At 71.4% G+C, this 22,847-nt stretch carries 26 protein-coding genes; 16 read left to right on the forward strand and 10 right to left on the reverse strand.

Annotation, left to right across the window (positions count from 1 at the left end; translation table 11 throughout):
* Window position 1: 1 nt before the first annotated feature.
* Window positions 2-415, reverse strand: a complete 414-nt coding sequence (locus tag SCK26_RS23475; protein WP_318203291.1) for an SsgA family sporulation/cell division regulator — start codon at window positions 413-415, stop codon at window positions 2-4.
* A 233-nt stretch (window positions 416-648) separates the two neighbouring features.
* Here SCK26_RS23475 and SCK26_RS23480 point away from each other — a divergent pair, with 233 nt between their 5' ends.
* Window positions 649-2,469, forward strand: coding sequence for an RDD family protein (locus SCK26_RS23480; protein ID WP_318203292.1), 1,821 nt, complete (start codon window positions 649-651; stop codon window positions 2,467-2,469).
* Between the two features lie 74 nt (window positions 2,470-2,543).
* Window positions 2,544-3,227, forward strand: a complete 684-nt coding sequence (locus tag SCK26_RS23485) for an RDD family protein (protein WP_318203293.1) — start codon at window positions 2,544-2,546, stop codon at window positions 3,225-3,227.
* 15 nt (window positions 3,228-3,242) lie between these two features.
* Here SCK26_RS23485 and SCK26_RS23490 read toward each other — a convergent pair whose 3' ends face one another.
* Window positions 3,243-3,479 (reverse strand): hypothetical protein, encoded by a 237-nt coding sequence (locus SCK26_RS23490; RefSeq protein WP_318203294.1) that lies wholly within the window; start codon window positions 3,477-3,479, stop codon window positions 3,243-3,245.
* Between the two features lie 368 nt (window positions 3,480-3,847).
* Here SCK26_RS23490 and SCK26_RS23495 point away from each other — a divergent pair, with 368 nt between their 5' ends.
* A complete protein-coding gene (locus SCK26_RS23495) occupies window positions 3,848-6,205 on the forward strand; it encodes an immune inhibitor A domain-containing protein (protein ID WP_318203295.1) in 2,358 nt (785 codons plus the stop codon).
* Window positions 6,206-6,325: 120 nt separating this feature from the next.
* A complete protein-coding gene (locus tag SCK26_RS23500; RefSeq protein WP_318203296.1) occupies window positions 6,326-6,646 on the forward strand; it encodes a hypothetical protein in 321 nt (106 codons plus the stop codon).
* Between the two features lie 48 nt (window positions 6,647-6,694).
* Here SCK26_RS23500 and SCK26_RS23505 read toward each other — a convergent pair whose 3' ends face one another.
* Window positions 6,695-7,288 carry an isochorismatase family protein gene (locus tag SCK26_RS23505; RefSeq protein ID WP_318203297.1) on the reverse strand — a complete coding sequence of 198 codons (594 nt, stop codon included), beginning with the start codon at window positions 7,286-7,288 and terminating at the stop codon, window positions 6,695-6,697.
* Window positions 7,289-7,382: 94 nt separating this feature from the next.
* The gene (locus tag SCK26_RS23510; protein ID WP_318203298.1) at window positions 7,383-8,729 is read right to left on the reverse strand and encodes a nicotinate phosphoribosyltransferase; all 1,347 of its coding nucleotides are present in this window, start codon (window positions 8,727-8,729) and stop codon (window positions 7,383-7,385) included.
* A 57-nt stretch (window positions 8,730-8,786) separates the two neighbouring features.
* Here SCK26_RS23510 and clpS point away from each other — a divergent pair, with 57 nt between their 5' ends.
* From clpS to SCK26_RS23550, 8 genes are all read left to right on the forward strand, one after another.
* Window positions 8,787-9,104: an ATP-dependent Clp protease adapter ClpS gene (gene clpS / locus SCK26_RS23515; RefSeq protein WP_318203299.1), complete on the forward strand. Its 318-nt coding sequence runs from the start codon at window positions 8,787-8,789 to the stop codon at window positions 9,102-9,104.
* A gap of 9 nt (window positions 9,105-9,113) precedes the next feature.
* Window positions 9,114-9,719: a DUF2017 domain-containing protein gene (locus SCK26_RS23520; protein ID WP_318203300.1), complete on the forward strand. Its 606-nt coding sequence runs from the start codon at window positions 9,114-9,116 to the stop codon at window positions 9,717-9,719.
* A 327-nt stretch (window positions 9,720-10,046) separates the two neighbouring features.
* Complete coding sequence (locus SCK26_RS23525) at window positions 10,047-11,483, forward strand: amino acid permease (protein ID WP_318203301.1); 1,437 nt, start codon at window positions 10,047-10,049, stop codon at window positions 11,481-11,483.
* A 148-nt stretch (window positions 11,484-11,631) separates the two neighbouring features.
* The gene (locus tag SCK26_RS23530) at window positions 11,632-12,054 is read left to right on the forward strand and encodes a M67 family metallopeptidase (RefSeq protein WP_318203302.1); all 423 of its coding nucleotides are present in this window, start codon (window positions 11,632-11,634) and stop codon (window positions 12,052-12,054) included.
* A 79-nt stretch (window positions 12,055-12,133) separates the two neighbouring features.
* A complete protein-coding gene (locus SCK26_RS23535; protein WP_318203303.1) occupies window positions 12,134-12,229 on the forward strand; it encodes a putative leader peptide in 96 nt (31 codons plus the stop codon).
* A gap of 93 nt (window positions 12,230-12,322) precedes the next feature.
* Window positions 12,323-12,601, forward strand: coding sequence for a MoaD/ThiS family protein (locus tag SCK26_RS23540; protein ID WP_318203304.1), 279 nt, complete (start codon window positions 12,323-12,325; stop codon window positions 12,599-12,601).
* A gap of 17 nt (window positions 12,602-12,618) precedes the next feature.
* The gene (locus tag SCK26_RS23545) at window positions 12,619-13,569 is read left to right on the forward strand and encodes a cysteine synthase (RefSeq protein WP_318203305.1); all 951 of its coding nucleotides are present in this window, start codon (window positions 12,619-12,621) and stop codon (window positions 13,567-13,569) included.
* A gap of 67 nt (window positions 13,570-13,636) precedes the next feature.
* On the forward strand, window positions 13,637-14,092 hold the full coding sequence (locus SCK26_RS23550; RefSeq protein ID WP_318203306.1) for a hypothetical protein: 456 nt from the start codon (window positions 13,637-13,639) through the stop codon (window positions 14,090-14,092).
* Here SCK26_RS23550 and SCK26_RS23555 read toward each other — a convergent pair.
* Window positions 14,089-14,547 carry a type II toxin-antitoxin system PemK/MazF family toxin gene (locus tag SCK26_RS23555; protein WP_318203307.1) on the reverse strand — a complete coding sequence of 153 codons (459 nt, stop codon included), beginning with the start codon at window positions 14,545-14,547 and terminating at the stop codon, window positions 14,089-14,091. The genes SCK26_RS23550 and SCK26_RS23555 overlap by 4 nt on opposite strands.
* 240 nt (window positions 14,548-14,787) lie before the next feature.
* Between SCK26_RS23555 and SCK26_RS23560 the strand changes: the two genes are divergently transcribed.
* Window positions 14,788-15,540 (forward strand): MBL fold metallo-hydrolase, encoded by a 753-nt coding sequence (locus tag SCK26_RS23560; RefSeq protein WP_318203308.1) that lies wholly within the window; start codon window positions 14,788-14,790, stop codon window positions 15,538-15,540.
* A 70-nt stretch (window positions 15,541-15,610) separates the two neighbouring features.
* Here the strand turns inward: SCK26_RS23560 and SCK26_RS23565 are convergent, their stop codons facing one another.
* Both SCK26_RS23565 and SCK26_RS23570 read right to left on the reverse strand, forming a co-directional pair.
* Entirely contained in the window at window positions 15,611-16,873 is a 1,263-nt protein-coding gene (locus SCK26_RS23565; RefSeq protein ID WP_318203309.1) for a PTS transporter subunit EIIC, read from the reverse strand.
* Between the two features lie 177 nt (window positions 16,874-17,050).
* On the reverse strand, window positions 17,051-18,337 hold the full coding sequence (locus SCK26_RS23570; RefSeq protein WP_318203310.1) for a PTS transporter subunit EIIC: 1,287 nt from the start codon (window positions 18,335-18,337) through the stop codon (window positions 17,051-17,053).
* A gap of 155 nt (window positions 18,338-18,492) precedes the next feature.
* Here SCK26_RS23570 and SCK26_RS23575 point away from each other — a divergent pair, with 155 nt between their 5' ends.
* The 3 genes from SCK26_RS23575 (at window position 18,493) to SCK26_RS23585 (ending at window position 20,066) form a co-directional block, all read left to right on the forward strand.
* Window positions 18,493-18,726 (forward strand): glucose PTS transporter subunit EIIB, encoded by a 234-nt coding sequence (locus tag SCK26_RS23575; protein WP_030610403.1) that lies wholly within the window; start codon window positions 18,493-18,495, stop codon window positions 18,724-18,726.
* Window positions 18,727-18,804: 78 nt separating this feature from the next.
* Window positions 18,805-19,539 carry a ribonuclease PH gene (gene rph, locus SCK26_RS23580; RefSeq protein WP_318203311.1) on the forward strand — a complete coding sequence of 245 codons (735 nt, stop codon included), beginning with the start codon at window positions 18,805-18,807 and terminating at the stop codon, window positions 19,537-19,539.
* 119 nt (window positions 19,540-19,658) lie between these two features.
* Window positions 19,659-20,066: a hypothetical protein gene (locus SCK26_RS23585; RefSeq protein WP_318203312.1), complete on the forward strand. Its 408-nt coding sequence runs from the start codon at window positions 19,659-19,661 to the stop codon at window positions 20,064-20,066.
* A gap of 70 nt (window positions 20,067-20,136) precedes the next feature.
* On the opposite strand, the gene SCK26_RS23590 is transcribed toward SCK26_RS23585, so the two are convergent.
* Genes SCK26_RS23590 through SCK26_RS23600 form a run of 3 tightly spaced genes read right to left on the reverse strand, consistent with a single transcriptional unit; the run spans window position 20,137 to window position 22,721 of the window.
* The gene (locus SCK26_RS23590; protein WP_318203313.1) at window positions 20,137-21,099 is read right to left on the reverse strand and encodes an ATP-binding cassette domain-containing protein; all 963 of its coding nucleotides are present in this window, start codon (window positions 21,097-21,099) and stop codon (window positions 20,137-20,139) included.
* Between the two features lies 1 nt (window position 21,100).
* Window positions 21,101-21,865 (reverse strand): ABC transporter permease, encoded by a 765-nt coding sequence (locus SCK26_RS23595; RefSeq protein ID WP_318206075.1) that lies wholly within the window; start codon window positions 21,863-21,865, stop codon window positions 21,101-21,103.
* 55 nt (window positions 21,866-21,920) lie between these two features.
* Window positions 21,921-22,721, reverse strand: coding sequence for an ABC transporter permease (locus tag SCK26_RS23600; protein WP_318203314.1), 801 nt, complete (start codon window positions 22,719-22,721; stop codon window positions 21,921-21,923).
* Between the last annotated feature and the right edge of the window lie 126 nt (window positions 22,722-22,847).

A 22,847-nucleotide genomic window follows, 5' to 3' on the forward strand; every position in this document is an offset into this window, starting at 1 on the left:
CTCACCGGGCGAGGAGCTGGTCGAGCGCGTCGTCGAGGCCCGGCTGCCCGCCCTCCGCCCCCGGCGGCACCGCCCGCACCGTCCGCTCCAGCCAGGCCGACACCTGCGCGGCCGGCGCCTGGAGCAGCGCGTCGCCGTCCGGCGCGCTCAGCGCCATCAGGACGACGGCGCGCCCGTCCGCCTTCGCCGGCCACACCCGCACATCCCCGTGCCCGCACGGCCGGAACACCCCCTCCACCAGCAGTTCGCGGGCGAACGTCCAGTGCACGGGCTGCTCGGAGTCGATGTGGAAGGCGATGTGGACGGCGTAGGGGTCGTCGGAGCGGTACGTGAGCCGGGCCGGCACGGGGACGCTGTGTCCCGGCGCCAGGACGAGCCCCAGTTCCAGCTCCCGCTCCACCACGGTGTGCCGCATGACGGTGTTTCCCTTCTGCTCGGGGCCGCTCGGACCGGGCCCGTACCAGGGGAGAGCGGTCGGGGGCGGGACCATTACGCGGGTCGGGGGAAGTTTTTTCCGCGGGCCCGTGGACGCCCGTACGGCGTTGCCCGGAAAGGAGTGGGTCCCGCGGGACTGGCGTTGCGGGGTGCCCCGGTCTGATAGATGTGGAGGCCCCCATCCCACCCCCGAGCAGATACGGGACGACGGACATGAGCGCCCCAACCCCGGCACCCGGCGACGACAGGCCCCGCGAGGGCTACTACCCGGACCCGTCCATCCCCGGCTACGTCCGGTACTGGAACGGCGCCTCCTGGGTGCCCGGCACCAGCCGCCCGGCGCCGAAGGACGGCGAGCCGCTCATCCCGCCCCCCGGCATCCGGCCGGCCGTCCCCTCCGTGGAGGAGACGGGCCCCCACTTCTTCGACGAGGACCCGCCCGCCGCCCTGGCGACGCCCCGCACCGAGCCCGGGCAGACCACCGGCCCCGGGCCACAGGACACGCCCGGCCGTCAGGAGCCCGTCACCCAGTGGGCCCAACCGGCTCGGAGCGGTCCGGCCGGCTCAGCCGACCAGTGGGCCCAGGCCGGTCAGTGGGAGGCCGTGGATCAGGCGGGCCAAAGCGGCCAGGCCGGTCAGTGGCCCCCGGCGGACACGGCGGCCCAAGGCGGTCCGCCCGCCCAGTGGAGCCAGCCGGCCCCGGCACCCCGGCCCGGAACACCCGGCCGGCCGGAAGCCACCGGTCTGCCCGGCGCCGCTGCTCAGTCCGGTGGGCCGGGTCTGCCCGGTGCCCCTGCCCAGGCCGGTGACCCCCGTCTGCCCGGCGCTCCCGGGGTGCCCGGCCAGACCGGTGCCTCCGGCCCGTCCGGTGCCCCCGGGCAGCCCGCCGCTCCCGGGCTTCCCGGGCAGCGGGACCGGTCGGCCGGGTTCGGCGGGGACGCCGGGCGCGGTGGCTGGGGTGCCGATCCGCGGATGCCGGCGGACTCTCCGGCCGGACCCGGCGGTCCGGGTGCCGCGCGTGCCGACGGCACCGCGACCCTTCCTCCGGCGCCCGACGGCGACGCCCCGGACCCCGGGACGTTCGTCTTCCGGCGTCCGGTGCCCGGCCCGGCGGCGGGCCGTACCGACGACGGCACGATGACCATCCGCCCCGTACCCTCCGACCCGCCCGGCCCCGCCGCCTCCGAAGGCACCCCGGCCGGCTTCGGCCCCCAGGGCCCCGTCGGCACCCCCGCCGCCCCCGCCGCCCCCGGCTTCGGCGCCGGAAAGGCCGCCGCCGCCCAAGCCGCCGCCGCGCAGACACCTCCGGCGGCCCAGGCACCCCAGCCGGGCCCCACCTCCCAGCCACCCCGGTCCGCCGTGGCGTCCCCCGTGCCGCAGCAGTCCGCTCCCGCCGTCCCCGTCACCCCGGTGACCACCGGGCCCGGTGGCGGGCAGGCGTCCTGGGCGCAGCAGGTGCACCAGCTGGCCGGTGGCGCGGACGAGGCGTCCGTCGCGCCGTGGAAGCCGCCGGTGGAGGACCTCTTCCAGGCCGCCGCGCGCCGGCAGGCCGCCGCGCGTCCCGCCGGGCTCGGCAGGCGCCTCGCGGCGCGCCTGATCGACCTGGCCGTGATCGGCGCCGTGACGGCCGCCGCGGCGGTGCCGCTCGGCACCCGGGCCGTGGACCACGTGCAGCGGAAGATCGACGCGGCCCGGCTGTCCGGCCGTCAGGTCACCGTGTGGCTGGTCGACGGCACGACCGGCACCAGCCTCGGCATCGTCCTCGCCGTGCTGCTGCTCGCCGGGGTCCTGTACGAGGTGCTGCCCACCGTCCGCTGGGGCCGCACCCTCGGCAAGAAGCTGTGCGGTCTGGAGGTGCGGGACATCGAGGCGCACGAGCCGCCGACGTTCGCCCCGGCGCTGCGCCGCTGGCTGGTGTTCAGCGTGCCGGGCCTGCTCCTCGTCGGTGCCGTCGGCGTGCTGTGGTGTCTGTTCGACCGGCCCTGGCGCCAGTGCTGGCACGACAAGGCGGCGCACACGTTCGTCGCGGGCTGAGGCCGGGGCGGGGACGTACTCCGTACGGCCGTCTGCCGGATGCGCGGCGGCGGCCCACGGGTTCCACTCGGGCCATGAGCAGCGAGACGCCCCCCGGCTCCGGAGAGCAGCCCCCCGAGGACGACCCCTTCAGGAAGCGGCCCCCGTCGGACCAGGGACAGGGCTCGCCGTGCGACACCCCGCCGCCGTACGGCGGCGGCCAGCCCCCGCCCTCCGGCGGCCCCTACGGCGGCGGCCCTTACGGAGGAGGCCCCGGCGGCGGCCCGTACGGGTCCGGGGCCGGTGGCTATCCCGCCGATCCGCTGGCCGGCATGCCCCCGCTCGCGGACAGCGGCAAGCGCACGCTCGCGCGGATCATCGACATGGTCCTCGTCGGCATCGTCGTCTGGCTGCTCACCTCGGTGTTCGGCGTGCGCGAGTACACCGTCGACGGCGACCGGATCGAGGTCGGCCGGTCCATCGCCCAGTCCTTGATCGCGGCCGTGCTCTACATCGCCTACGACACCGTCATGATCGGCAAGTCGGGACAGACCCTCGGCAAGAAGTGGCTCAACCTGCGGGTGGCCAACCTGGAGAACGGCGCCACCCCGTCCATGCCGACGTCGCTGACCCGCGCCCTGGTGCTGTGGGTGCCGTTCGCCTTCTGCTGCGCCTGTGTCTGGACGGCCGTCGCCGGCGGCTGGAGCTTCTTCGACAAGCCGTACAAACAGGGCCTGCACGACAAGGCGGCCAAGACGGTGGTGGTCAGCACCCGTTGAGCGCGCCGCGGCCGGTCACAGGGACGTGGGCACGCGCCGCTCGTCGGCCACGGGCTCGGCGGGCGCCTGCGCTCCGCCCGCCCCCGGTGCGGGGACCGTCCATGCCACCAGCAGGCCCAGCGCGAGGGCCGCGACGGCGATGACGGCGATCCAGGGGCCCGAGGCCGTCTGGGACAGCAGCAGCATGGCGAGCGTCGAGAAGATCACGGTGCAGGAGCCGTAGGCGAACTGTGCGGTGGTCGGACGAGGCATGGCCATCGTGTCCTCGGCAGTCTTCGGGGCGGGAAGCGGGCGTGCCGTTCGATTCTCCTGGCGTCCATGCCCGAGCGGGACGCCCGGTAAGCGTGGCCTAACCTACGGTACCGGTGCACGGGGGGCGCACGGAGTCACCGTCTCGTCGGACGGCGTCGGCGGCACGCCGGTCGACACCTCGGCACCTGTCCGTAAAGCGAACTCCACCTCCGCATAGTGCACTTGTCCTGCTCAAGTCAAGGTCTGTCTTTTCTGCCAAACCTCTAGTCAAATGTCGTCACTTGACTACACGCGTTGATCTTGCGCGCACGGATTCCTCCATGCCCGGAACCCCCTGTCCGTGTGCGCGGCGCGGGGGAGGAACTCAAGTGACCAGCAGATCCTGGACGTTCAGAGCGGCCGCCATCGGCGTGACCCTCGCGGCGGCGTCCGCCTCGTTCGCGACGTTCGCCGTCGCCGAGGCGAACACCCGGCCCCGGCCCGCCGCCGCCGACCGGCACGACCCCGCGCCGGTGAAGCAGCAGAAGCACGACTTGGACGGCCCGCTGAGCAAGACCCAGGACGCCCAGCGCGAAGAGGCCCTGAAGCAGCTCATATCGGGCAAGGCCACCGCGCAGGAGCGCAACGGCTCCAAGGTCGTCAAGCTCAAGAGCCGCAAGGGCAAGAGCAAGTACGTCGAGCTGAGCCGCGAGAAGACCGACAAGATCTTCACGATCCTGGTGGAGTTCGGCGACAAGACCGACCCCAAGTACGGCGGCGCCGCGGGCCCGCTGCACAACCGGATCGCCGCGCCGGACCGCACGAAGGACAACTCCACGGCCTGGCAGAAGGACTACGACCAGAAGCACTACCAGGACCTCTACTTCGGCACCGGCAAGAAGACCGAGTCGCTGAAGAAGTACTACGAGAAGCAGTCCTCGGGCCGCTACTCGGTCTCCGGCGAGGTCACCGACTGGGTCAAGGTCCCGTACAACGAGGCCCGTTACGGCAACAACGCCTGTGGCTCGACCAACTGCCCGAGCGTGTGGAACATCGTCAGCGACGGCCTGGGCGCCTGGGTCGCGCAGCAGAAGGCGGCCGGCCGCAGCGACGCCGACATCAAGAAGGACCTCGCCCAGTACGACCAGTGGGACCGGTACGACTATGACGGCGACGGCGACTTCAACGAGCCGGACGGCTACGTCGACCACTTCCAGATCGTGCACGCCGGCGAGGACGAGTCCGCGGGCGGCGGCGTCCAGGGCACGGACGCGATCTGGGCCCACCGCTGGTACGCCTTCGGCACCGACGCCGGCGCCACCGGCCCGCAGAACAACAAGCTCGGCGGCACCCAGGTCGGCGACACCGGCATCTGGGTCGGCGACTACACCATCCAGCCGGAGAACGGCGGCCTCGGCGTCTACGCCCACGAGTACGGGCACGACCTCGGTCTGCCGGACGAGTACGACACCGCGGGCGGCGACAACTCCACCGGCTTCTGGACCCTGATGTCCTCCGGTTCCTGGCTCGGCCGGGGCGAGGAGTCCATCGGCGACCTGCCCGGCGACATGAACGCCTGGGACAAGCTCCAGCTGGGCTGGCTGAACTTCGACACCGCCACGGCCGGCAAGCAGTCCACGCACAAGCTGGGCCCGGCCGAGTACAACACCTTCGACAAGCAGGCCCTCGTGGTCAACCTGCCCGACAAGGCGGTCACCACCACGATCACCCAGCCCGCCCAGGGCTCCACCCAGTGGTGGAGCGGCAGCGGCAACGACCTGAAGAACACGCTGACCCGGTCCGTGGACCTGTCCGGCAAGACCTCGGCGAGCCTCACCCTGGACGGCTGGTGGGCCACCGAGGACGGCTACGACTACGTCTACACCGAGGTGTCCACCGACGGCGGCGCCAACTGGACCGCGCTGGACGGCACGGCGGACGGCCAGGCCCTGCCGAAGGACGCCAGCGGCAAGCCGGCGCTGAGCGGCTTCTCGCAGACGCACAAGAAGCTGTCGTTCCCGCTGGACGCGTACGCGGGCAAGAAGATCGACCTGCGCTTCCGCTACGCCACCGACGGCGGTGTCGCGGAGAACGGCTTCACCGCCGACGAGATCACCGTGACCGCCGACGGCACCCCGCTGTTCTCCGACGACGCCGAGAAGGCGGACGCCGGCTGGAGCGCGAACGGCTTCTCCCGCATCGGAGCGTCCTTCACCAAGGACTACAAGCAGTACTACATCGCCGAGAACCGGCAGTACGTGTCGTACGACAAGACGCTGAAGACGGGCCCGTACAACTTCGGCTTCGCGTCGCGTCCGGACTGGGTGGAGCACTACCCGTACCAGAACGGCCTGCTGATCTGGAAGTGGGACACCTCCCAGGCCGACAACAACACCAACAGCACCAACGGCCACCCGGGCACCGGTCTGATCCTGCCGGTCGACTCGCACCCGACGGCGCTGAAGTGGGCCGACGGCACGCTGCTGCGCAACCGCGTCCAGGCCTACGACTCGCCGTTCAGCCTGTACGCCACGGACGGCATCACCCTGCACAAGGCCGACGTCGCGCTGAAGATCAAGGGCTCGAAGGGCGTGCCGGTCTTCAACGACCACGCGAGCGCCTACTACGACCCGGCGAACCCGACCGGTGGCGTGAAGGTCACTGACACCAACACCAAGATCGCGATCGTCAAGGAGGCCAAGGACGGCTCGACGATCTCGCTCAAGGTGGGGCCCGCGGTGAAGTAATTCCCGAAACCGCAGGTCAGTAGCGTATCGGCGGCAACCCTCTGGCGGGTTGCCGCCGATCGTGTTTAGGTGCGCCTATGCAGCGCTTATTGACACCGACCGGAACGGGGATGTGACCGCATGGCCGCTGGAGGCTTCTGCAAGCTGCCGAACGGCACGGTGGTGGTGGCACTGAACCTGCCGTACGGCCCCGCCCGCGTGCGGGTCCTGGTGCACGCCGCCAACCGTGCGCGCGCCCTGACCCGGCTGAGGAACCTGGGCCTGCGGGCGGTGTACCTGCGGGGCAACGCCGAGCCTCCGACACCGGACGAGATCACGGCGGTCCTGCACCATCCCGACGGCCTGGTCTGGCGCACGGCCCCCACGGCCGACGGCGTCCCGGCGACCGAGCTGTGGCATCCCATCCGCGCGCTGCTGCGGAGGCCGGCGGCGGTGGGCTGAGGCGGCCCGTGCGGCGCGGCGGCCCGTGGGGTGCGGCGGCCCGCCTTCCTAGCCGCCGACGACCGGCTTGCCCGTCAGCTCGACGCCCGCCGCGCGCAGCTCCTCCAGGGCCCGCTCGGTCGTCTCCGCGGCCACACCGGCCGTGAGGTCCAGCAGGACCTGGGTGCGAAAGCCCTCCCGCGCGGCGTCCAGGGCGGTGGCGCGCACGCAGTGGTCCGTGGCGATGCCCACCACGTCCACCTCCGTGATCTCCCGGGAGCGGAGCCAGGCGGCCAGGGACACGCCGTTCTCGTCCGCGCCCTCGAAGCCGCTGTACGCCGCCGCGTACGCCCCCTTGTCGAACACGGCGTCCACCGCGCCGGAGGCGACCGCCGGAGCGAAGTTCGGGTGGAAGCCCACGCCCTCGGTGCCCGCGACGCAGTGCGCGGGCCAGGAGTGGACGTAGTCGGGGTCGTCCGCGAAGTGGCCGCCGGGCGCGATGTGATGATCGCGGGTGGCCACCACGTGCCGGTAGCCCGTGCCCGCCGCCTCCCCGATCAGCTCGGTCACGGCGGCGGCCACGTCCGCCCCTCCGGCCACCGCGAGGCTGCCCCCCTCGCAGAAGTCGTTCTGCACATCTACGACGATCAAGGCGCGGCGCATGGTGGGTGTCCTTCGACTGAGAGTGAAGTAACCGAGCCTAGAGACTTCCGGGCCCGTGCGGGAGGGGTGAGAGGGGGCGGACGGCGGTCGCGCTTTAGCTACCCGAGCGCCCGTGGACATACTCCGTCGGAATGACGGGTTCCCCGCGCGAGAGCTGTGTGGCGGACAGCGGCAGATTCGCCCGGGCCGCGATGTGCCGGTCCCGGGTCACGTCCAGCGACTCGCGGGCCACCACCGTCCCGCCGCGCACCAGCGGCACCAGCAGCTGCCGGTCGGCCAGCTCGGCCGGCACCGGCCCGGTGCCGACCACCTCGGCCTCGGCGGTCCCGTCCGCGTCCAGCCGGCGCGCCGCCCACTTGCGGCCGCCGACCGACACCTTGCCGCCGCTGGACTTCTTCGCGACCGGCACCAGCGGCGCCTTGGGGTCGGCGGAGTCGGCGCGGGCGACCAGCTTGTAGACCATGGAGCTGGTGGGGTGCCCGGAGCCGGTCACCAGCTGGGTGCCGACGCCGTAGGCGTCCACGGGGGCGGCGGCCAGCGAGGCGATGGCGTACTCGTCCAGGTCCGAGGTCACGATGATCTTCGTGTCCGTCGCGCCCAGCTCGTCCAGCTGCTGCCGCACCCGGTGGGCCACCAGCAGCAGGTCCCCGGAGTCGATGCGGACCGCGCCCAGCTCGGGGCCGGCCACCTCCACCGCCGTACGGACGGCCTCGGTGACGTCGTAGGTGTCCACCAGGAGGGTGGTGCCCCGGCCGAGGGTCTCCACCTGGGCCCGGAAGGCGTCCCGCTCGCGGTCGTGCAGCAGGGTGAAGGCGTGCGCCGAGGTGCCGACGGTGGGGATGCCGTAGCGGAACCCGGCCGCGAGGTCGGAGGTGGTGGCGAAGCCGCCGACGTAGGCGGCGCGGGCGGCGGCCACCGCGGCCAGTTCGTGGGTGCGCCGGGCGCCCATCTCGATCAGCGGCCGGTCACCGGCGGCGGAGGCCATCCGGGAGGCCGCGGCGGCGATCGCGGAGTCGTGGTTGAGGATGGACAGGATCACCGTCTCCAGCAGGACGCACTCGGCGAAGCTGCCCTCGACCCGCAGGATCGGCGAGCCGGGGAAGTACACCTCGCCCTCGGGGTAGCCCCATATGTCGCCGCCGAACCGGTAGCCGGCGAGCCAGGCCAGGGTCTCCTCGTCGACGATCTGACGCTCGCGCAGGAAGGTCAGGACGCCCGCGTCGAAGCGGAAGTTCTCCACCGCGTCCAGGACGCGCCCGGTGCCGGCCACCACGCCGTAGCGGCGCCCGTCCGGCAGCCGCCGGGTGAAGACCTCGAACACGCTCCGCCGTTCGGCCGTACCGGCCTTCAGCGCGGCGCGCAGCATCGTCAGCTCGTACTGGTCCGTGAAGAGCGCCGTCGAGGGAACGTCCACCGGCAGCCCAAGGTCCGCTGTGTTCATGTCGGGGAATCGTACTCCCTTTTCGTCGGTGTGACGATTTATGGAGGCCGTGGCAGCATGGGCTGTGTGACGTCACCCGCGCCCGTAGAGATCGAACGCCCCGCGTCGGCGGAGGAGAGTTCTCCCGTAACCGAGCCTGACGTCCCCTGGGTCACCATCGTGCACAACGACCCGGTCAACCTCATGAGCTATGTGACCTATGTCTTCCAGTCGTACTTCGGCTACTCCAAGGACAAGGCCACCAAGCTCATGCTCGACGTCCACCACAAGGGCCGGGCGGTCGTCTCCAGCGGAAGCCGCGAGGAGATGGAACGCGACGTGCAGGCGATGCACGGCTACGGCCTGTGGGCCACCCTCCAGCAGGACCGGAAGTAAACGCCGCAGATGCCCGGACACTTCGAACCGCTCCCCGGCGGCGGCGCGGCCGTCGCGCTCGACGAGGTCGAGATCTCCATCATCCGGTCGCTGGCCGTCCAGCTCCTGGAACTCATCGGCCCCGGGCCCGGCGCCGACGCCCCGGACGACCCGCTCGCCGAGCTGTTCGCCGACGGCCCGAGCGAGCCGCCCGCCGATCCGGTCCTCAGGAGGCTCTTCCCGGACGCCTACAGCGACCCGGACAAGGCCCCGGCCTCGCCGGCCGAGGCCGAGCAGCGGCGGGCGCACTCCGCCGAGTTCCGCCGCTACACCGAGAACGACCTGCGCGCGGGCAAGCGGGAGAACGCCCTCGGCGTGATCCGCTCCCTGGACGCGCTCGCCGCGGCCGGCGAGGGCGGAGCGGTGCTGAAGCTGACCCGCGAGGAGTCCCGGCAGTGGCTCGGCGCGCTCAACGACCTGCGGCTGGCGATCGGCGCCCGGCTGGAGATCACGGACGAGGACGACACGGATCTGCTCTACCGGCTGCCGGAGGAAGACCCCCGCAAGCCGATGGTGCTGGCCTACCTCTGGCTGGGCGGGCTCCAGGAGACCTTGGTGGCAACCCTGCTGTCGTGACCCGGATTGGCCGGTTCCGTTCGCTGTTCGCTCAGGGAACGCTCAATTCCGAATAACGATCCCATCACCCTCGCGGTCATTTTTAATACTTTCGGACCATCTTTGTCCGCTTTTATCTGTGGCGTGGCTCACACCGCCCCTCTGTGATCAGTATTGCGCGCGTGATAAATCTTCACGACCGCCCGGCGAACACCACCCATGTTCGGCCGGGTGCGCCACCGAGCCGACGACCGTCGGCCAGGCAACAGCTCCATTTATCCGGGGGGATCGAGACCCGATCCGCGGCCGTTGACCGGCCCGGGTCGTTATGGAGAAAGGCGCACCACCATGACCTCAGCGCAGGTCGATCAGCATCACGACGGCAATGAGGCCGTGCGGGGCGAGGGCAGCGAGGGCGGCGAGGGGTATCAGCGCGGGCTCGGAGCCCGGCAGATCCAGATGATCGCCATCGGCGGTGCCATCGGCACCGGCCTGTTCCTCGGCGCGGGCAAGGGCATCTCCAAGGCCGGCCCCAGCCTCATCCTGGCGTACGCCGTCGCGGGCCTTGTCATCTTCCTGATCATGCGGGCACTCGGCGAGCTGCTGATGTACCGCCCGGTGTCGGGTTCGTTCTCCGATTACGCGCGCGAGTTCATCGGCCCGTTCGCCGGTTTCGTGACCGGATGGACGTACTGGCTGTTCTGGGTGGTCACGGGCATCACCGAGGTCACCGCCGCGGCGAAATACATGACGTACTGGTTCGACATCCCGCAGTGGCTGTCGGCCCTGGTCTTCACCGTCGTCCTCTACGGCGCCAACCTGATCTCCGTGAAGCTCTTCGGCGAACTGGAGTTCTGGTTCTCCATGGTCAAGGTCACCGCCATCATCGGCATGATCCTGATCTGCGTCGGCATCCTCACCATCGGCTTCTCCGACGCCGGCGACACCGCCTCCGTCTCCCACCTGTGGAACCAGGGCGGCTTCTTCCCGCACGGCGTCGACGACACGCTGATGACCCTGCAGATGGTGATGTTCGCCTTCCTCGCCGTCGAACTGGTCGGTGTGACCGCGGGCGAGTCCAAGGACCCCAAGACCGTGCTGCCCAAGGCGATCAACACCGTGCCGTGGCGCATCGCCGTCTTCTACGTCGGCGCGCTGATCATGATCCTGTCGGTCGTGCCGTGGACCAGCTTCAGCGCCGGCAACAGCCCCTTCGTGGTCGCCTTCGAGCGGATGGGCCTCCCGGCCGGCGCGGGCATCGTCAACTTCGTCGTGCTCACCGCCGCGCTGTCGTCCTGCAACTCCGGTATGTACTCCACCGGCCGCATGCTGCGCGACCTGGCGCTCAACAGCCAGGGCCCGAAGGCGTTCACCAAGCTGACGTCGAGCGGTACCCCGCTCGTCGGCACCACGTTCTCCGCCGCGCTGATGCTGGTCGGCGTCTGGATCAACTACCAGTGGCCGGGCAAGGCGTTCGACTACGTGGTGTCCTTCGCGACCATCTCCGGCATGTGGGCGTGGATCGTCATCCTGATCTGCCAGCTCCGCTACCGGGCCAAGGCCGACCGCGGCGAACTGCCCCGCTCGGAGTTCCGTGCCCCGGGCGCGCCGTGGACCAGCCTGATCGCGCTCGCCTTCATCGGCATGGTGATCGTGCTGATGGGCATCGACAAGGACGCCCGGGTCTCGCTGTACTGCGCGCCGGTGTGGGGCGCGATCCTCGCCGTCGCCTACCTGGTGCTCAAGCGCCGCGACCCGGAGGCCGCGGCCTTCAACAAGCGCTGACCCCGACCCCGGACCCTTCCGAGAAAGGACGTCCGGCCGCCGGGAGCACTCGTGGCGCCCCCGACGGCCGCCGCTCAGGACGTCCAGCATGTGGGCCGTCCCGTACCACCACCCGGTACAGGACGGCCCTCTGCTTATCCTGGCGTCCATGCTGACCATCACCCAGGCCCTGTACGACCGGATCGTCGCCCACGCGCGCAAGGACCACCCCGACGAGGCGTGCGGCGTGGTGGCGGGCCCGGCGGGCTCGGACCGCCCCGAGCGCTTCATCCCCATGCTGAACGCGGCGATGTCGCCCACCTTCTACGAGTTCGACTCGGGCGATCTGCTGAAGCTCTACCGCGAGATGGACGACCGCGACGAGGAGCCGGTGGTCGTCTACCACTCCCACACCGCCACCGAGGCCTACCCCTCGCGCACCGACATCTCCTACGCCAACGAACCCGGCGCGCACTACGTCCTCGTCTCCACCGCCGACACCGACGGCCTCGGAGACTTCCAGTTCCGGTCCTTCCGGATCGTGGACGGCCAGGTCACCGAGGAGGAGGTCAGGGTCGTGGCGGCCTACTGATCTCGCTCACCGGACGGAATCCGTCCGGCATGCGGAATCACACTCCGGGCCGCGGACCGGGAATCGATACGATGAGCCCATGGTTCTTCTCGACGTGGGCGACAGGGCACCGGGCACGCTGCTCGTGGCGCGGCTGCACGTCGACCTGTGCAGGCTGAACAGCGCCCTCAGTTGATCCACCCGCTGCCGCCGTACGGCCCCGCGCCGCGGCGGGCCGCGCCGCGCGCCTGACCGAACCGACGACACCTTCCGACAGGAGCCCTGAGCCATGGCCATCGAGGTCCGCATCCCGACCATCCTCCGCCAGTACACCGACGGCCAGAAGGCGGTGGAGGGCAGCGGTGACACCCTCGCCGAGCTGTTCGCCGACCTCGAGACCCGGCACGCCGGCATCCAGGCCCGCATCGTGGACGGCGACCAGCTGCGCCGCTTCGTCAACGTGTACCTGAACGACGAGGACGTCCGCTTCCTGGACGGCATCCAGACCAAGCTGTCCGACGGCGACAACGTCACGATCCTGCCGGCCGTGGCCGGCGGCATGCGCTGATCGGCTCCCGAGCAGCGATGCGCTACGACTCCCCGCTGGCCGCGGTGGGCAACACCCCTCTGGTGCGCCTGCCGCGGCTGTCGCCGTCCCCGGACGTGCGGATCTGGGCCAAGCTGGAGGACCGCAACCCCACCGGCTCGGTCAAGGACCGCCCGGCCCTGCACATGGTCGAGCAGGCGGAGAAGGACGGCCGTCTCACCCCCGGCTGCACGATCCTCGAACCCACCTCAGGCAACACCGGCATCTCCCTCGCCATGGCCGCCAAGCTCAAGGGCTACCGGATGGTGTGCGTGATGCCGGAGAACACCTCGCAGGAGCGCCGGGACCTGCTCGGCATGTGGGGCGCCGAGATCATCTCCTCGCCGGCCGCCGGCGGCTCCAACACCGCGGTGCGGGTGGCCAAGGAACTGGCCGCCGAGCACCCCGACTGGGTGATGCTCTACCAGTACGGCAACCCGGACAACGCCGGCGCCCACTACGCGACCACCGGCCCGGAGATCCTCGCCGACCTGCCCTCGGTCACGCACTTCGTGGCGGGCCTCGGCACCACCGGCACGCTGATGGGCGTCGGCCGCTACCTGCGCGAGCACAAGCCGGACGTGCGGATCGTCGCCGCCGAACCGCGCTACGACGACCTGGTCTACGGCCTGCGCAACCTCGACGAGGGCTTCGTCCCCGAGCTGTACGACGCCTCCGTCCTCACCACCCGCTTCTCGGTCGGCTCGGCCGACGCGGTCACCCGCACCCGCGAACTCCTCCAGCAGGAGGGCATCTTCGCGGGCGTCTCCACCGGCGCCGCGCTGCACGCGGCGATCGGGGTCGGGAACAAGGCCGTCAAGGCGGGGGAGAGCGCCGACATCGTCTTCGTCGTGGCCGACGGTGGCTGGAAGTACCTGTCCACGGGTGTCTACACGGCGGCCACCACCGAGGAGGCCATCGCGACCCTCCAGGGACAGCTCTGGGCGTAGCGGGGATCCGCGCGGGCCGGTGGTACGTCACATCCGCACCAGTACTCCTGCGGAAAGGCGGACTCCCATGCGCCGAACGACGCCCCTCGCCCTCGCGGCGGCAGCGCTGCTCCTGGCCGGCTGCGGCTCCCAGCGGGACTCCGGAAGCGACGGCCAGGCGCCGCCGCGCACCGGTTCGCCGGCGGCCGGCCGGTCCGCCGGCGGCTGCTCCGGCCGGGCGGAGCTGACGGCCGCCGATCACGGCCGTACCGTCTGCGTGGCCGAGGGCGGCGAGGTCCGGCTCACGCTGGACGGCACCAGGGCCCGCCCCTGGAAGCCGGTCACCGCGAGCGGCACCGGGCTGGAGGCGGTCAACGCCGGGTTCGTCCTCCAGCCGGGCGACGCCACGGCCGCCTACCGCGCGGTGACCGCCGGCACGGTGCGGCTCGCCTCGTCCCGCCCCCTGTGCCCCGGACCCACCGCGCCGGACCGCGCGTCCTGCGAGGGCACCGAGGAATGGACGGTCACCGTCCGGATCGGCTAGCCCGCGAGGTGCCGTACCTGGTCCCACAGGACCGGGTCGACCACGCCGACCCGGCGGCGGAAGCCGTCCACCGGGACCTCGCGCAGCTCGTCGGTCTCCAGGAAGCTGGGACGGCCCTGCGCGTCGCCGACCGCGCCGGGCGGCAGCGGGATCACCCCGCTGCGCTCGTCGTGGTACTTGCTGGTGATCTTCGCGACGGTGGCCCGGTCGCCGCGCACGGCCAGCACCAGGCACGGCCGGTCCTTGTGCCCCGCCCGGTCCTCGAAGGGGACGTGCGCCCACCAGATGTCCCCGGGGGACGGCCCCGGCGCGTGCCCGGTCCGCGCGCCCGGCCGGCCCGGCGGCCGCAGGCGCCGCCCGGCGGGCCGGCGACCGCGGCCCCAGCCGTCGACGAGCGTGGCGACCAGTGCGAGGAGCACCACCGCCGCGAGCGCCAGCCACCAGGACGTGTCCATACGACGACGTTACCGGCGCGCGCCGCACATCGCGCGCCCTCCGTGGAACCCGGTGCGCCCCCGGTCCAGCCGAACCGGTGACAGCACAGGTGAGTTCGCCCACAACGGCCCCTGGCGGAGGAGCGACCCGCGCCGTCGCGCCTTACGCTCGACAAACCGCACGACCCCCGTCAGCCCCTCGTCCAGAGTGGCTCCACCATCCTGCCCACCGCTTTTCCCGCCAACGGAGGTTTCTGCTTCATGAAGCTCACCGTCGTCGGCTGCTCGGGGTCGTTCCCGTCCGCGGAATCGGCCTGTTCGAGCTACCTCGTCGAGGCCGACGGCTTCCGGCTGCTTCTCGACATGGGCAACGGCGCCCTGGGCGAGCTGCAGCGCCACTGCGGTCTCTACGACCTCGACGCGATCTTCCTCAGCCATCTGCACGCCGATCACTGCATCGACATGTGCGCGTACTTCGTGGCGCGCTACTACCGCCACGAGGGCGGCCGGTGCGCCCCTCTGCCGGTCTACGGCCCCGAGGGCACCGAACACCGCCTGACCACGGCCTACGCGGACACCCCCTCCGCCTCCTCCATGAGCGAGGTCTTCGACTTCCACACGGTGAAGCCCTCCACCTTCGAGGTCGGCCCCTTCACCGTGCACACCGAGCGGGTCCGCCACCCCGTGGAGGCGTACGGCATCCGCGTCGAGCACGGCGGGAAGTCCCTGACGTACTCCGGCGACACGGGCGTCACCGAGGCGCTGGACGAGCTGGCCCGGGACACCGATCTGTTCCTGTGCGAGGCGGCGTTCACGCACGGCAAGGAGAGCATCCCCGACCTGCACCTCAACGGCCGTGAGGCGGGTGAGACGGCGACCCGCGCGGGTGCCCGCCGGCTGCTCCTCACCCACATCCCGCCGTGGACGGACCCCCAGGTCAACCTGCGGCACGCCCGCGAGGCGTTCCCCGGACCGGTGGAGCTGGCCGCTCCGCGGCAGACGTACGAGATCTGACACCGGGCACGCGACAAGGCCCCGGAAGCCATGGGCTTCCGGGGCCTTCGTCATGCCGTGGCGGCCTCGCTCACGCCTTGGTGAGGTCCTCGACCTCCTCCTCGGGCTCGCGGCCCGGGGTCTTCAGGTCGAACTTGAGGATCGCGAACCGGAAGAGCGCGTAGTAGATCGCCGCGAACACCAGGCCGACCGGGATGATCAGCCACGGCTTGGTCGCCAGGTTCCAGTTCAGTATGTAGTCGATCGCGCCGGCCGAGAAGTTGAAGCCCGCGTGGACGCCGAGCCCCCAGGTGACCGCCATGGACACGGCCGTCAGCACCGCGTGGATGACGTAGAGGACCGGGGCGATGAACATGAAGGTGAACTCGATGGGCTCGGTCACACCGGTGACGAAGGACGTCAGCGCGAGGGAGACCATCATGCCCATCACGGCCTTGCGGCGCTCGGGGCGGGCGCAGTGCGCGATGGCGATCGCGGCGGCCGGCAGACCGAACATCATGATCGGGAAGAAGCCGGTCTGGAACAGGCCCGCGGACGAGTCGCCGGCGAGGAACCGGGTGATGTCGCCGTGCACGATGTCGCCGGAGGCGTTCTTGAAGTCGCCGAGCTGGAACCACGCCACCGTGTTCACGAACTGGTGCATGCCGATCGGGATCAGTCCGCGGTTGACCAGGCCGAACAGGGCCGCGCCGGCGGAGCCGAGGCCCGTCATCCACTCGCCGAAGTTGGTGATGCCGTCGCCGATGGGCTCCCAGACGAGGGTGAAGAGGACGCCCACCAGGGCGCCGACGAAGGCCATGAGGATCGGCACCAGCCGGCGGCCGTTGAAGAAGCCGAGCCAGTCCACCAGCTTGGTGCGGTGGAACCGCTGCCACATCACCGCCGCGAGCAGACCCATGATGATGCCGCCGAGCACCCCGGGGTCGTTGTACGTCGCGGCGACTATCTTGCCCTTCTCGATGTGCTCCTCGGTCACCGGGAAGGCCTGGAGCACCTTGCTGTAGACGAGGAAGCCGACCAGCGCGGCGAGCGCGGTCGAGCCGTCCGCCTTCTTGGCGAAGCCGATGGCCACGCCGATGCAGAACAGGATCGGCAGGCTGCCGGTGATGGCGCCGCCGGCGGCGTTGAAGACGGTCGCGACCTTGTCCCAGCCGAGGCCGTCCTTGCCGAAGATGTCGTCCTGGCCGAGCCGGACCATGATGCCCGCGGCCGGCAGGACGGCGATCGGGAGCTGCAGGCTGCGGCCGACCTTCTGCAGGCCCTGGAACAGGCCCGCGCCCCTCTTTTTCGCCGGCTTCGCAGCCGGGGCCGCCGACTCGGTGGCGGTGGTCATACTTCCTCCATCGGGCAGGGCGCCGCCCGGGAACCATGGAAGGGGACGGCAGCGTCTCTGGTCTACACCACCTGTGGTGTAGACCTGTTGTAGCACGATGAAGGCGGCGTAAGGAACCCGTGATTCCGCGACCGCGACGCTACACGCTGTGCGCCTTTGACCTTAGGTGATGCCGCCTCAGACCTTGGTGACGTCCTCCACCTCCTCCGCCGGCTCCCGTCCCGGTGTCCTCAGGTCGAACCGGGTGATCGCGAGCCGGAAGACGACGTAGTACACGGCCGCCAGGCCGAGGCCGATCGGGATGATCGCCCACGGTCTCGTCGCCAGGTTCCAGTTGATCACGTAGTCGATCAGCCCCGCCGAGAAGCTGAACCCGTCGTGCACCCCGAGCGCCCAGGTCACCGCCATCGACACCCCGGTGAGCACGGCGTGCACCGCGTACAGGGCGGGCGCGATGAACAGGAACGAGTACTCCAGCGGCTCGGTGATGCCGGTCACGAACGAGGTGAGCGCCACCGACAGCATCAGGCCGCCGGTCTCCTTGCGCCGCTCCGGCCGCGCGCAGTGCGTGATCGCCAGCGCGGCGGCCGGCAGCGCGAACATCATGACCGGGAAGAAGCCCGAGGTGAACTGGCCGGCGTGCGGATCGCCCTGGAGGAACATGTTGATGTCGCCGTGCACCACCGTGCCGTCGGGCTTGGTGTAGCTGCCGAACTGGAACCAGATCGGCACGTTGAGGAACTGGTGCAGCCCCACCACCAGCAGCGCCCGGTTGGCCACCCCGAAGACGCCCGCGCCCCAGGCGCCCGCGTTCCGCAGCCACCCGCTGAAGCTCTCCAGGGCACCCCCGACGGCCGGCCAGACCAGCAGGCACAGCACGGCGAACACGATCGCGGCGAACGCCATGATGATCGGCACCAGCCGGCGGCCGTTGAAGAAGCCCAGCCAGTCCACCAGGCGCGTGCGGTGGTAGCGGGCCCAGAAAAAGGCCGCCAGCAGGCCCACGACGATGCCGCCGAAGACGCCCGGGTTCTGGTAGGTGAACGCGGACACCGTGCCGCCGGCCGCCTGGCAGCCCGTCGTCACCACCTTCGCGCCCGCCGGGCACGCCTCGGGGAACTGCCGCAGCACGCCGTAGTAGACGAGGAAACCCGTCACCGCCGCGAGCGCCGTCGAGCCGTCCGCCTTCTTCGCCATGCCGATCGCGACGCCCACGCAGAACAGCAGCGGCAGCCCCAGCTGCCCGTCCAGCAGCGCGCCGCCCGCCCCGCTCATCACCTTGGAGACGTTCGTCCAGCCGAGGCCGTCCGCGCCGAACAGATCGGGCTGACCCAGCCGGTTCAGGATGCCCGCCGCCGGCAGCACGGCGATGGGCAGCTGGAGGCTGCGGCCCATCTTCTGCAGGCCCTGGAACAAGCCGTTCCAACGGGCCCGGACGGGACCGGCCGTGCTCTCGGCGCTCATGGGTTTGGCGACCCTCCCCACGGTGGTGTAGACCAGTCGACGGACGGTTCCGCTGTTGTGATCGCCATCATTGGGCACGGACGGCATGACCGCTCGCAAAGATGGGCCAACTGTGGGTTACTGCGACAAAGCGGTTCGGAGCAGGGAGAAGGAACATGGCCAGCAAGGCTGAGAAGATCGTCGCCGGGCTCGGTGGCATCGACAACATCGAGGAGATCGAGGGCTGCATCACCCGGCTGCGCACCGAGGTGTCCGACGCGAGCCTGGTCGACGAGGCCGCCCTGAAGGCCGCCGGCGCCCACGGCGTGGTGAAGATGGGCACCGCCATCCAGGTCGTCATCGGCACCGACGCCGACCCGATCGCCGCGGAGATCGAAGACATGATGTGAACCGGTCCGGTTCACCCCGAAGGGGCTTCTCCCGACGCGGGAGGAGCCCCTTCGTCCGGTACGGCTAGGCTCGGCGGCATGTCTCGCATCGACGGCCGTACGCCCGAACAACTCCGCCCGGTCACCATCGAACGCGGCTGGAGCAAGCACGCCGAGGGCTCCGTCCTCATCTCCTTCGGCGACACCAAGGTCTTCTGCACCGCCTCCGTCACCGAAGGGGTCCCGCGCTGGCGCAAGGGCAGCGGCGAGGGCTGGGTCACCGCGGAGTACTCCATGCTGCCCCGCGCCACCAACACCCGCGGCGACCGCGAGTCCGTCAAGGGCAAGATCGGCGGCCGCACCCACGAGATCTCCCGGCTCATCGGCCGCTCCCTGCGCGCCGTCATCGACTACAAGGCGCTCGGCGAGAACACCGTCGTCCTCGACTGCGACGTCCTCCAGGCCGACGGCGGCACCCGCACGGCGGCCATCACCGGCGCCTACGTCGCCCTGGCCGACGCCGTCGCCTGGGCCCAGGGCAAGAAGCTGGTCAAGGCCGGCCGGCAGCCGCTCACCGGCACCGTCAGCGCCGTCTCCGTCGGCATCGTCGGCGGCGTCCCGCTGCTCGACCTCTGCTACGAGGAGGACGTGCGCGCCGACACCGACATGAACGTCGTCTGCACCGGTGACGGCCGCTTCGTCGAGGTCCAGGGCACCGCCGAGGCCGAGCCCTTCGCCCGCGACGAGCTGAACGCCCTGCTCGACCTCGCCGTCGCCGGCTGCACGGAACTGGCCGCGGTCCAGCGGGCGGCGCTGGAGACGACCCGGGCCTGAACCGGCGTCCGTCCGGGCCCGCCGGCAACCCGCCGGGCCCCGGCGGCGTCCCTGTGGGTACGGGCGCACGGGCTCAGCCCCGCGCGCCCCGCCAGCCGTCCCAGGGGAGGGAACCCGCCATGCCCGTCAGCCGACGCCCACGCCGGGGCCGGGTCACCGCCGTCGCCGCCACGATGGCCGCCGTCGCGCTCACCGCCGGACTGACCACCGGCTGCGACGCCGTGGACAAGGCGCTGGACTGCGTGCAGACCGCCGACGCCATCGCCGACAACGTCACCGACCTCCGGCAGGCCGTGGAGAACGCCGCGAACGACCCCGCCAAGGCCGACGCCTCGCTCGACTCCATCGACAAGAGCCTGCGCGAGATCGGCGGCAAGACCGACGACGCCGACGTCGACAAGGCCGTGGACGACCTCCGCGAGGCCGTGGACAACGTCCGCACGGCGGTCCGCGACGGGGACGACACACCGGACCTGGACCCGGTGACCGAGGCGGCGGGAGAACTGACGAAGGTGTGCACGTCGTAGGGGCGCCGCGCGGGTGAGGTGCGGGGACCGAGGCGTTCCCCGGGCCCCTTCCGGACGCCGGCGCGGGCGGTTACGGAACCGCCTTCTCCGCGTACATCCTGGCGATGACCGCCTCGATGTCCGGCTCCCGCACCGACAGGTCCACCAGCGGATAGCGGGCCGCCAGGTGCGCGACGACCGGCGCCGCCGACTGCCCCGCCGGGAACGCCAGCCACTGCCGCGGCCCCTCCACCCGCACCACCCGGGCCGACGGCACCTCGACCGGCGGGAGCTCCCGCTCCAGGTCCACCACGAGCGTCCGTTCGCTCTCGCCGACCTCGTGCAGCCCCGTCAGCGCGCCGTCGTACATCAGCCGGCCGTGGTCGATCACCATCACCCGGGAGCACAACTGCTCGATGTCCTGGAGGTCGTGCGTGGTCAGCAGCACCGTCGTGCCGCGCTCGGCGTTCACCTCGCGCAGGAACTCCCGCACCCTGGCCTTCGACACGACGTCCAGGCCGATCGTCGGCTCGTCCAGGTACAGCACGTCGGGGTCGTGCAGCAGCGCCGCCGCGATGTCCCCGCGCATCCGCTGCCCGAGCGACAACTGCCGCACCGGCACGTCCAACAGGCCGCCCAGATCCAGCAGTTCCACCATCCGGTCCAGGTTCTGCCGGTAACGGGCGTCCGGGATGCGGTACATGCGGTGCGCCAGCCGGTAGGAGTCGATCAGCGGCAGGTCCCACCACAGCGTGGTCCGCTGCCCGAACACCACCCCGATCCGGTGCGCCAGGCGCGTCCGCTCCCGCGCCGGGTCGATGCCGGCCACCCGCAGCCGCCCGGCGCTCGGCGTGAGGATCCCGGTCAGCATCTTGACGGTGGTCGACTTCCCCGCGCCGTTCGGCCCGATGTACCCGACCATCTCGCCGCGGGCCACACCGAACGACAGCGAGTCCACCGCCCGCACCTCGCGCCGCTCCCGCCACAGGAACCCGGACTTCCGGCGCACCCGGAAGACCTTCTCCACGTTCTCCAGAGTGATGAAGTCGCCCATGTCAGCTCCCTGTGCCGCGATACGAACGAAGTCCCGCCCGCCAGGCCAGCCCCGCGAGCGCACAGCACGCCGCCGCCACCAGCGGGGAGGCGAACGCGGTCCACTCCGGCAGGCCCAGCGGATACGGCCGGCCCAGGACATGAGCGGCGGGCAGCCAGTTGACGAAGGCCAGCGGCAGCACGAACGTCACCCCGCGCACCAGCTCCTTCGCGAACACCGTCGGCGGGTACTGGAGCAGCGTCGTCCCGCCGTAGGTGAAGGCGTTCTGCACCTCCGAGGCGTCCTGCGCCAGGAACTGGAACGCGGCCCCCGCCACGAACACCGCGCAGAAGATCCCGCAGCCGCCGGCCAGCATCACCGGCATCAGCAGCAGCCGGTCCGCCGTCCAGTCGATGTCCACCCGGGTCAGCGACCAGCCCAGCACCAGCGCGCCCTGCGTCACCCGGCCCAGCCGCCGGAGCGCGAACCGGTCCGCCGCCAGCTGCGCCAGCACCGGCGCCGGGCGCACCAGCAGCATGTCGAGCGTGCCGTCCCGCACCCGCCGGCCCAGCCGCTCCATCGAGCCGATCACCAGGTCCGCCAGCCCGAAGGAGGTCGCGGACAGCCCGTACAGGAACGCCACCTCGGGCAGCGCGTAGCCGCCGAGCGCGTCCACCCGGGAGAACATCAGCATGATCGCGACGAAGTCGAGGAAGGTCGCCACGAAGTTCCCGAGCGTGGTCATGGCGAAGGACGCGCGGTAGGCCATCGTGGACCGCACCCACATCCCCGCGATCAGCCGGTACGCCCGGGCGGCCTCCGCCAGCCGCCGGCCCCGCCCCTCAGCCACCCTGCACCACCACCCTGCGCGTCGCCGCCGACTGCAACAGCCGCCCGGCACCCAGCAGGACGGCCGCCCACGCAGCCTGGAACAGATAGGTGGACAGCGGGTCGGCGTGCCCGAGCAGGATGTCCGCCGGGGCCTGGAGCAGCGAGGACCAGGGCAGCACGCGTACGACCTCGCCGAGGGCGCCCGGGAACACGTTGAGCGGCAGCAGCATGCCCGAGCAGAAGTAGCCGAGCAGCCACGCCATCTGGGTCATCCCGGTGCCGTCCAGCAGCCAGAACGCGCTCAGCGCCACCAGGTAGCGGATGCCGAAGCCGACCAGCATCGCGAGGAGGACGGCCACGAGGAACGCCACCCAGGTGCCGGCGTCGGCCGGCAGCGCCAGCGGGAAGCACAGCGCGCCGAACACGAACGGTACGACGCCCCGGCCCAGCAGCTGGAAGAACGCCCGGCCGGCGTCCGCCGCCAGCCACCACAGCTGGAGGTCGGCCGGCCGGTACAGGTCGATCGCCACGTCCCCGGTGCGGATGCGCTCCATCAACTCGTCCTCGAACCCGCCGCCGCCGATCGCCAGCGTCGACAGGAACGCCTGCCCGAGCCAGACGTAGGTCAGCGCCTGCGCCTGGTCGTAGCCGCCGAGATGGGGCCGCTCGTCCCACAACGCCTGGTAGGTGTAGACGAGAATGAGGCCGAAGACGGTGTTCGTGAACACCCCTGCCGCAGTGGCGGCACGGTAGGTCGCGTACCGTCGGAACCCCCCTGCCGCGACCGCCGCGTACAACCGTCCCGCGCCCACCGCAGTCGACCTCCTCGGATCACTCGACACCGAAGCGCAGGAGCTTAGTCCGGAGGCCCGGCGGCCGGCCATGCGTTTTCCGCCGGAAGCGTGCCGGAATCCGGGAACGGAACGCCAGGTGCGAGA

The organism is Streptomyces sp. SCL15-4 (assembly GCF_033366695.1).
Taxonomy (GTDB): domain Bacteria; phylum Actinomycetota; class Actinomycetes; order Streptomycetales; family Streptomycetaceae; genus Streptomyces.

Coding starts and splice junctions, on each gene's coding strand:
- clpS (WP_318203299.1), top strand. CDS start 8,787: ATGGGCTGTGTGACGTCACCCGCGCCCGTAGAGATCGAACGCCCCGCG.
- SCK26_RS23570 (WP_318203310.1), bottom strand. CDS start 18,337: ATGAGCGCCGAGAGCACGGCCGGTCCCGTCCGGGCCCGTTGGAACGGC.
- SCK26_RS23590 (WP_318203313.1), bottom strand. CDS start 21,099: ATGGGCGACTTCATCACTCTGGAGAACGTGGAGAAGGTCTTCCGGGTG.
- SCK26_RS23530 (WP_318203302.1), top strand. CDS start 11,632: ATGCTGACCATCACCCAGGCCCTGTACGACCGGATCGTCGCCCACGCG.
- SCK26_RS23490 (WP_318203294.1), bottom strand. CDS start 3,479: ATGCCTCGTCCGACCACCGCACAGTTCGCCTACGGCTCCTGCACCGTG.
- SCK26_RS23535 (WP_318203303.1), top strand. CDS start 12,134: ATGGTTCTTCTCGACGTGGGCGACAGGGCACCGGGCACGCTGCTCGTG.
- SCK26_RS23500 (WP_318203296.1), top strand. CDS start 6,326: ATGGCCGCTGGAGGCTTCTGCAAGCTGCCGAACGGCACGGTGGTGGTG.
- rph (WP_318203311.1), top strand. CDS start 18,805: ATGTCTCGCATCGACGGCCGTACGCCCGAACAACTCCGCCCGGTCACC.
- SCK26_RS23525 (WP_318203301.1), top strand. CDS start 10,047: ATGACCTCAGCGCAGGTCGATCAGCATCACGACGGCAATGAGGCCGTG.
- SCK26_RS23480 (WP_318203292.1), top strand. CDS start 649: ATGAGCGCCCCAACCCCGGCACCCGGCGACGACAGGCCCCGCGAGGGC.
- SCK26_RS23485 (WP_318203293.1), top strand. CDS start 2,544: ATGAGCAGCGAGACGCCCCCCGGCTCCGGAGAGCAGCCCCCCGAGGAC.
- SCK26_RS23545 (WP_318203305.1), top strand. CDS start 12,619: ATGCGCTACGACTCCCCGCTGGCCGCGGTGGGCAACACCCCTCTGGTG.
- SCK26_RS23505 (WP_318203297.1), bottom strand. CDS start 7,288: ATGCGCCGCGCCTTGATCGTCGTAGATGTGCAGAACGACTTCTGCGAG.
- SCK26_RS23595 (WP_318206075.1), bottom strand. CDS start 21,865: ATGTGGGTGCGGTCCACGATGGCCTACCGCGCGTCCTTCGCCATGACC.
- SCK26_RS23560 (WP_318203308.1), top strand. CDS start 14,788: ATGAAGCTCACCGTCGTCGGCTGCTCGGGGTCGTTCCCGTCCGCGGAA.
- SCK26_RS23520 (WP_318203300.1), top strand. CDS start 9,114: ATGCCCGGACACTTCGAACCGCTCCCCGGCGGCGGCGCGGCCGTCGCG.
- SCK26_RS23555 (WP_318203307.1), bottom strand. CDS start 14,547: ATGGACACGTCCTGGTGGCTGGCGCTCGCGGCGGTGGTGCTCCTCGCA.
- SCK26_RS23475 (WP_318203291.1), bottom strand. CDS start 415: ATGCGGCACACCGTGGTGGAGCGGGAGCTGGAACTGGGGCTCGTCCTG.
- SCK26_RS23565 (WP_318203309.1), bottom strand. CDS start 16,873: ATGACCACCGCCACCGAGTCGGCGGCCCCGGCTGCGAAGCCGGCGAAA.
- SCK26_RS23575 (WP_030610403.1), top strand. CDS start 18,493: ATGGCCAGCAAGGCTGAGAAGATCGTCGCCGGGCTCGGTGGCATCGAC.
- SCK26_RS23550 (WP_318203306.1), top strand. CDS start 13,637: ATGCGCCGAACGACGCCCCTCGCCCTCGCGGCGGCAGCGCTGCTCCTG.
- SCK26_RS23540 (WP_318203304.1), top strand. CDS start 12,323: ATGGCCATCGAGGTCCGCATCCCGACCATCCTCCGCCAGTACACCGAC.
- SCK26_RS23510 (WP_318203298.1), bottom strand. CDS start 8,729: ATGAACACAGCGGACCTTGGGCTGCCGGTGGACGTTCCCTCGACGGCG.
- SCK26_RS23585 (WP_318203312.1), top strand. CDS start 19,659: ATGCCCGTCAGCCGACGCCCACGCCGGGGCCGGGTCACCGCCGTCGCC.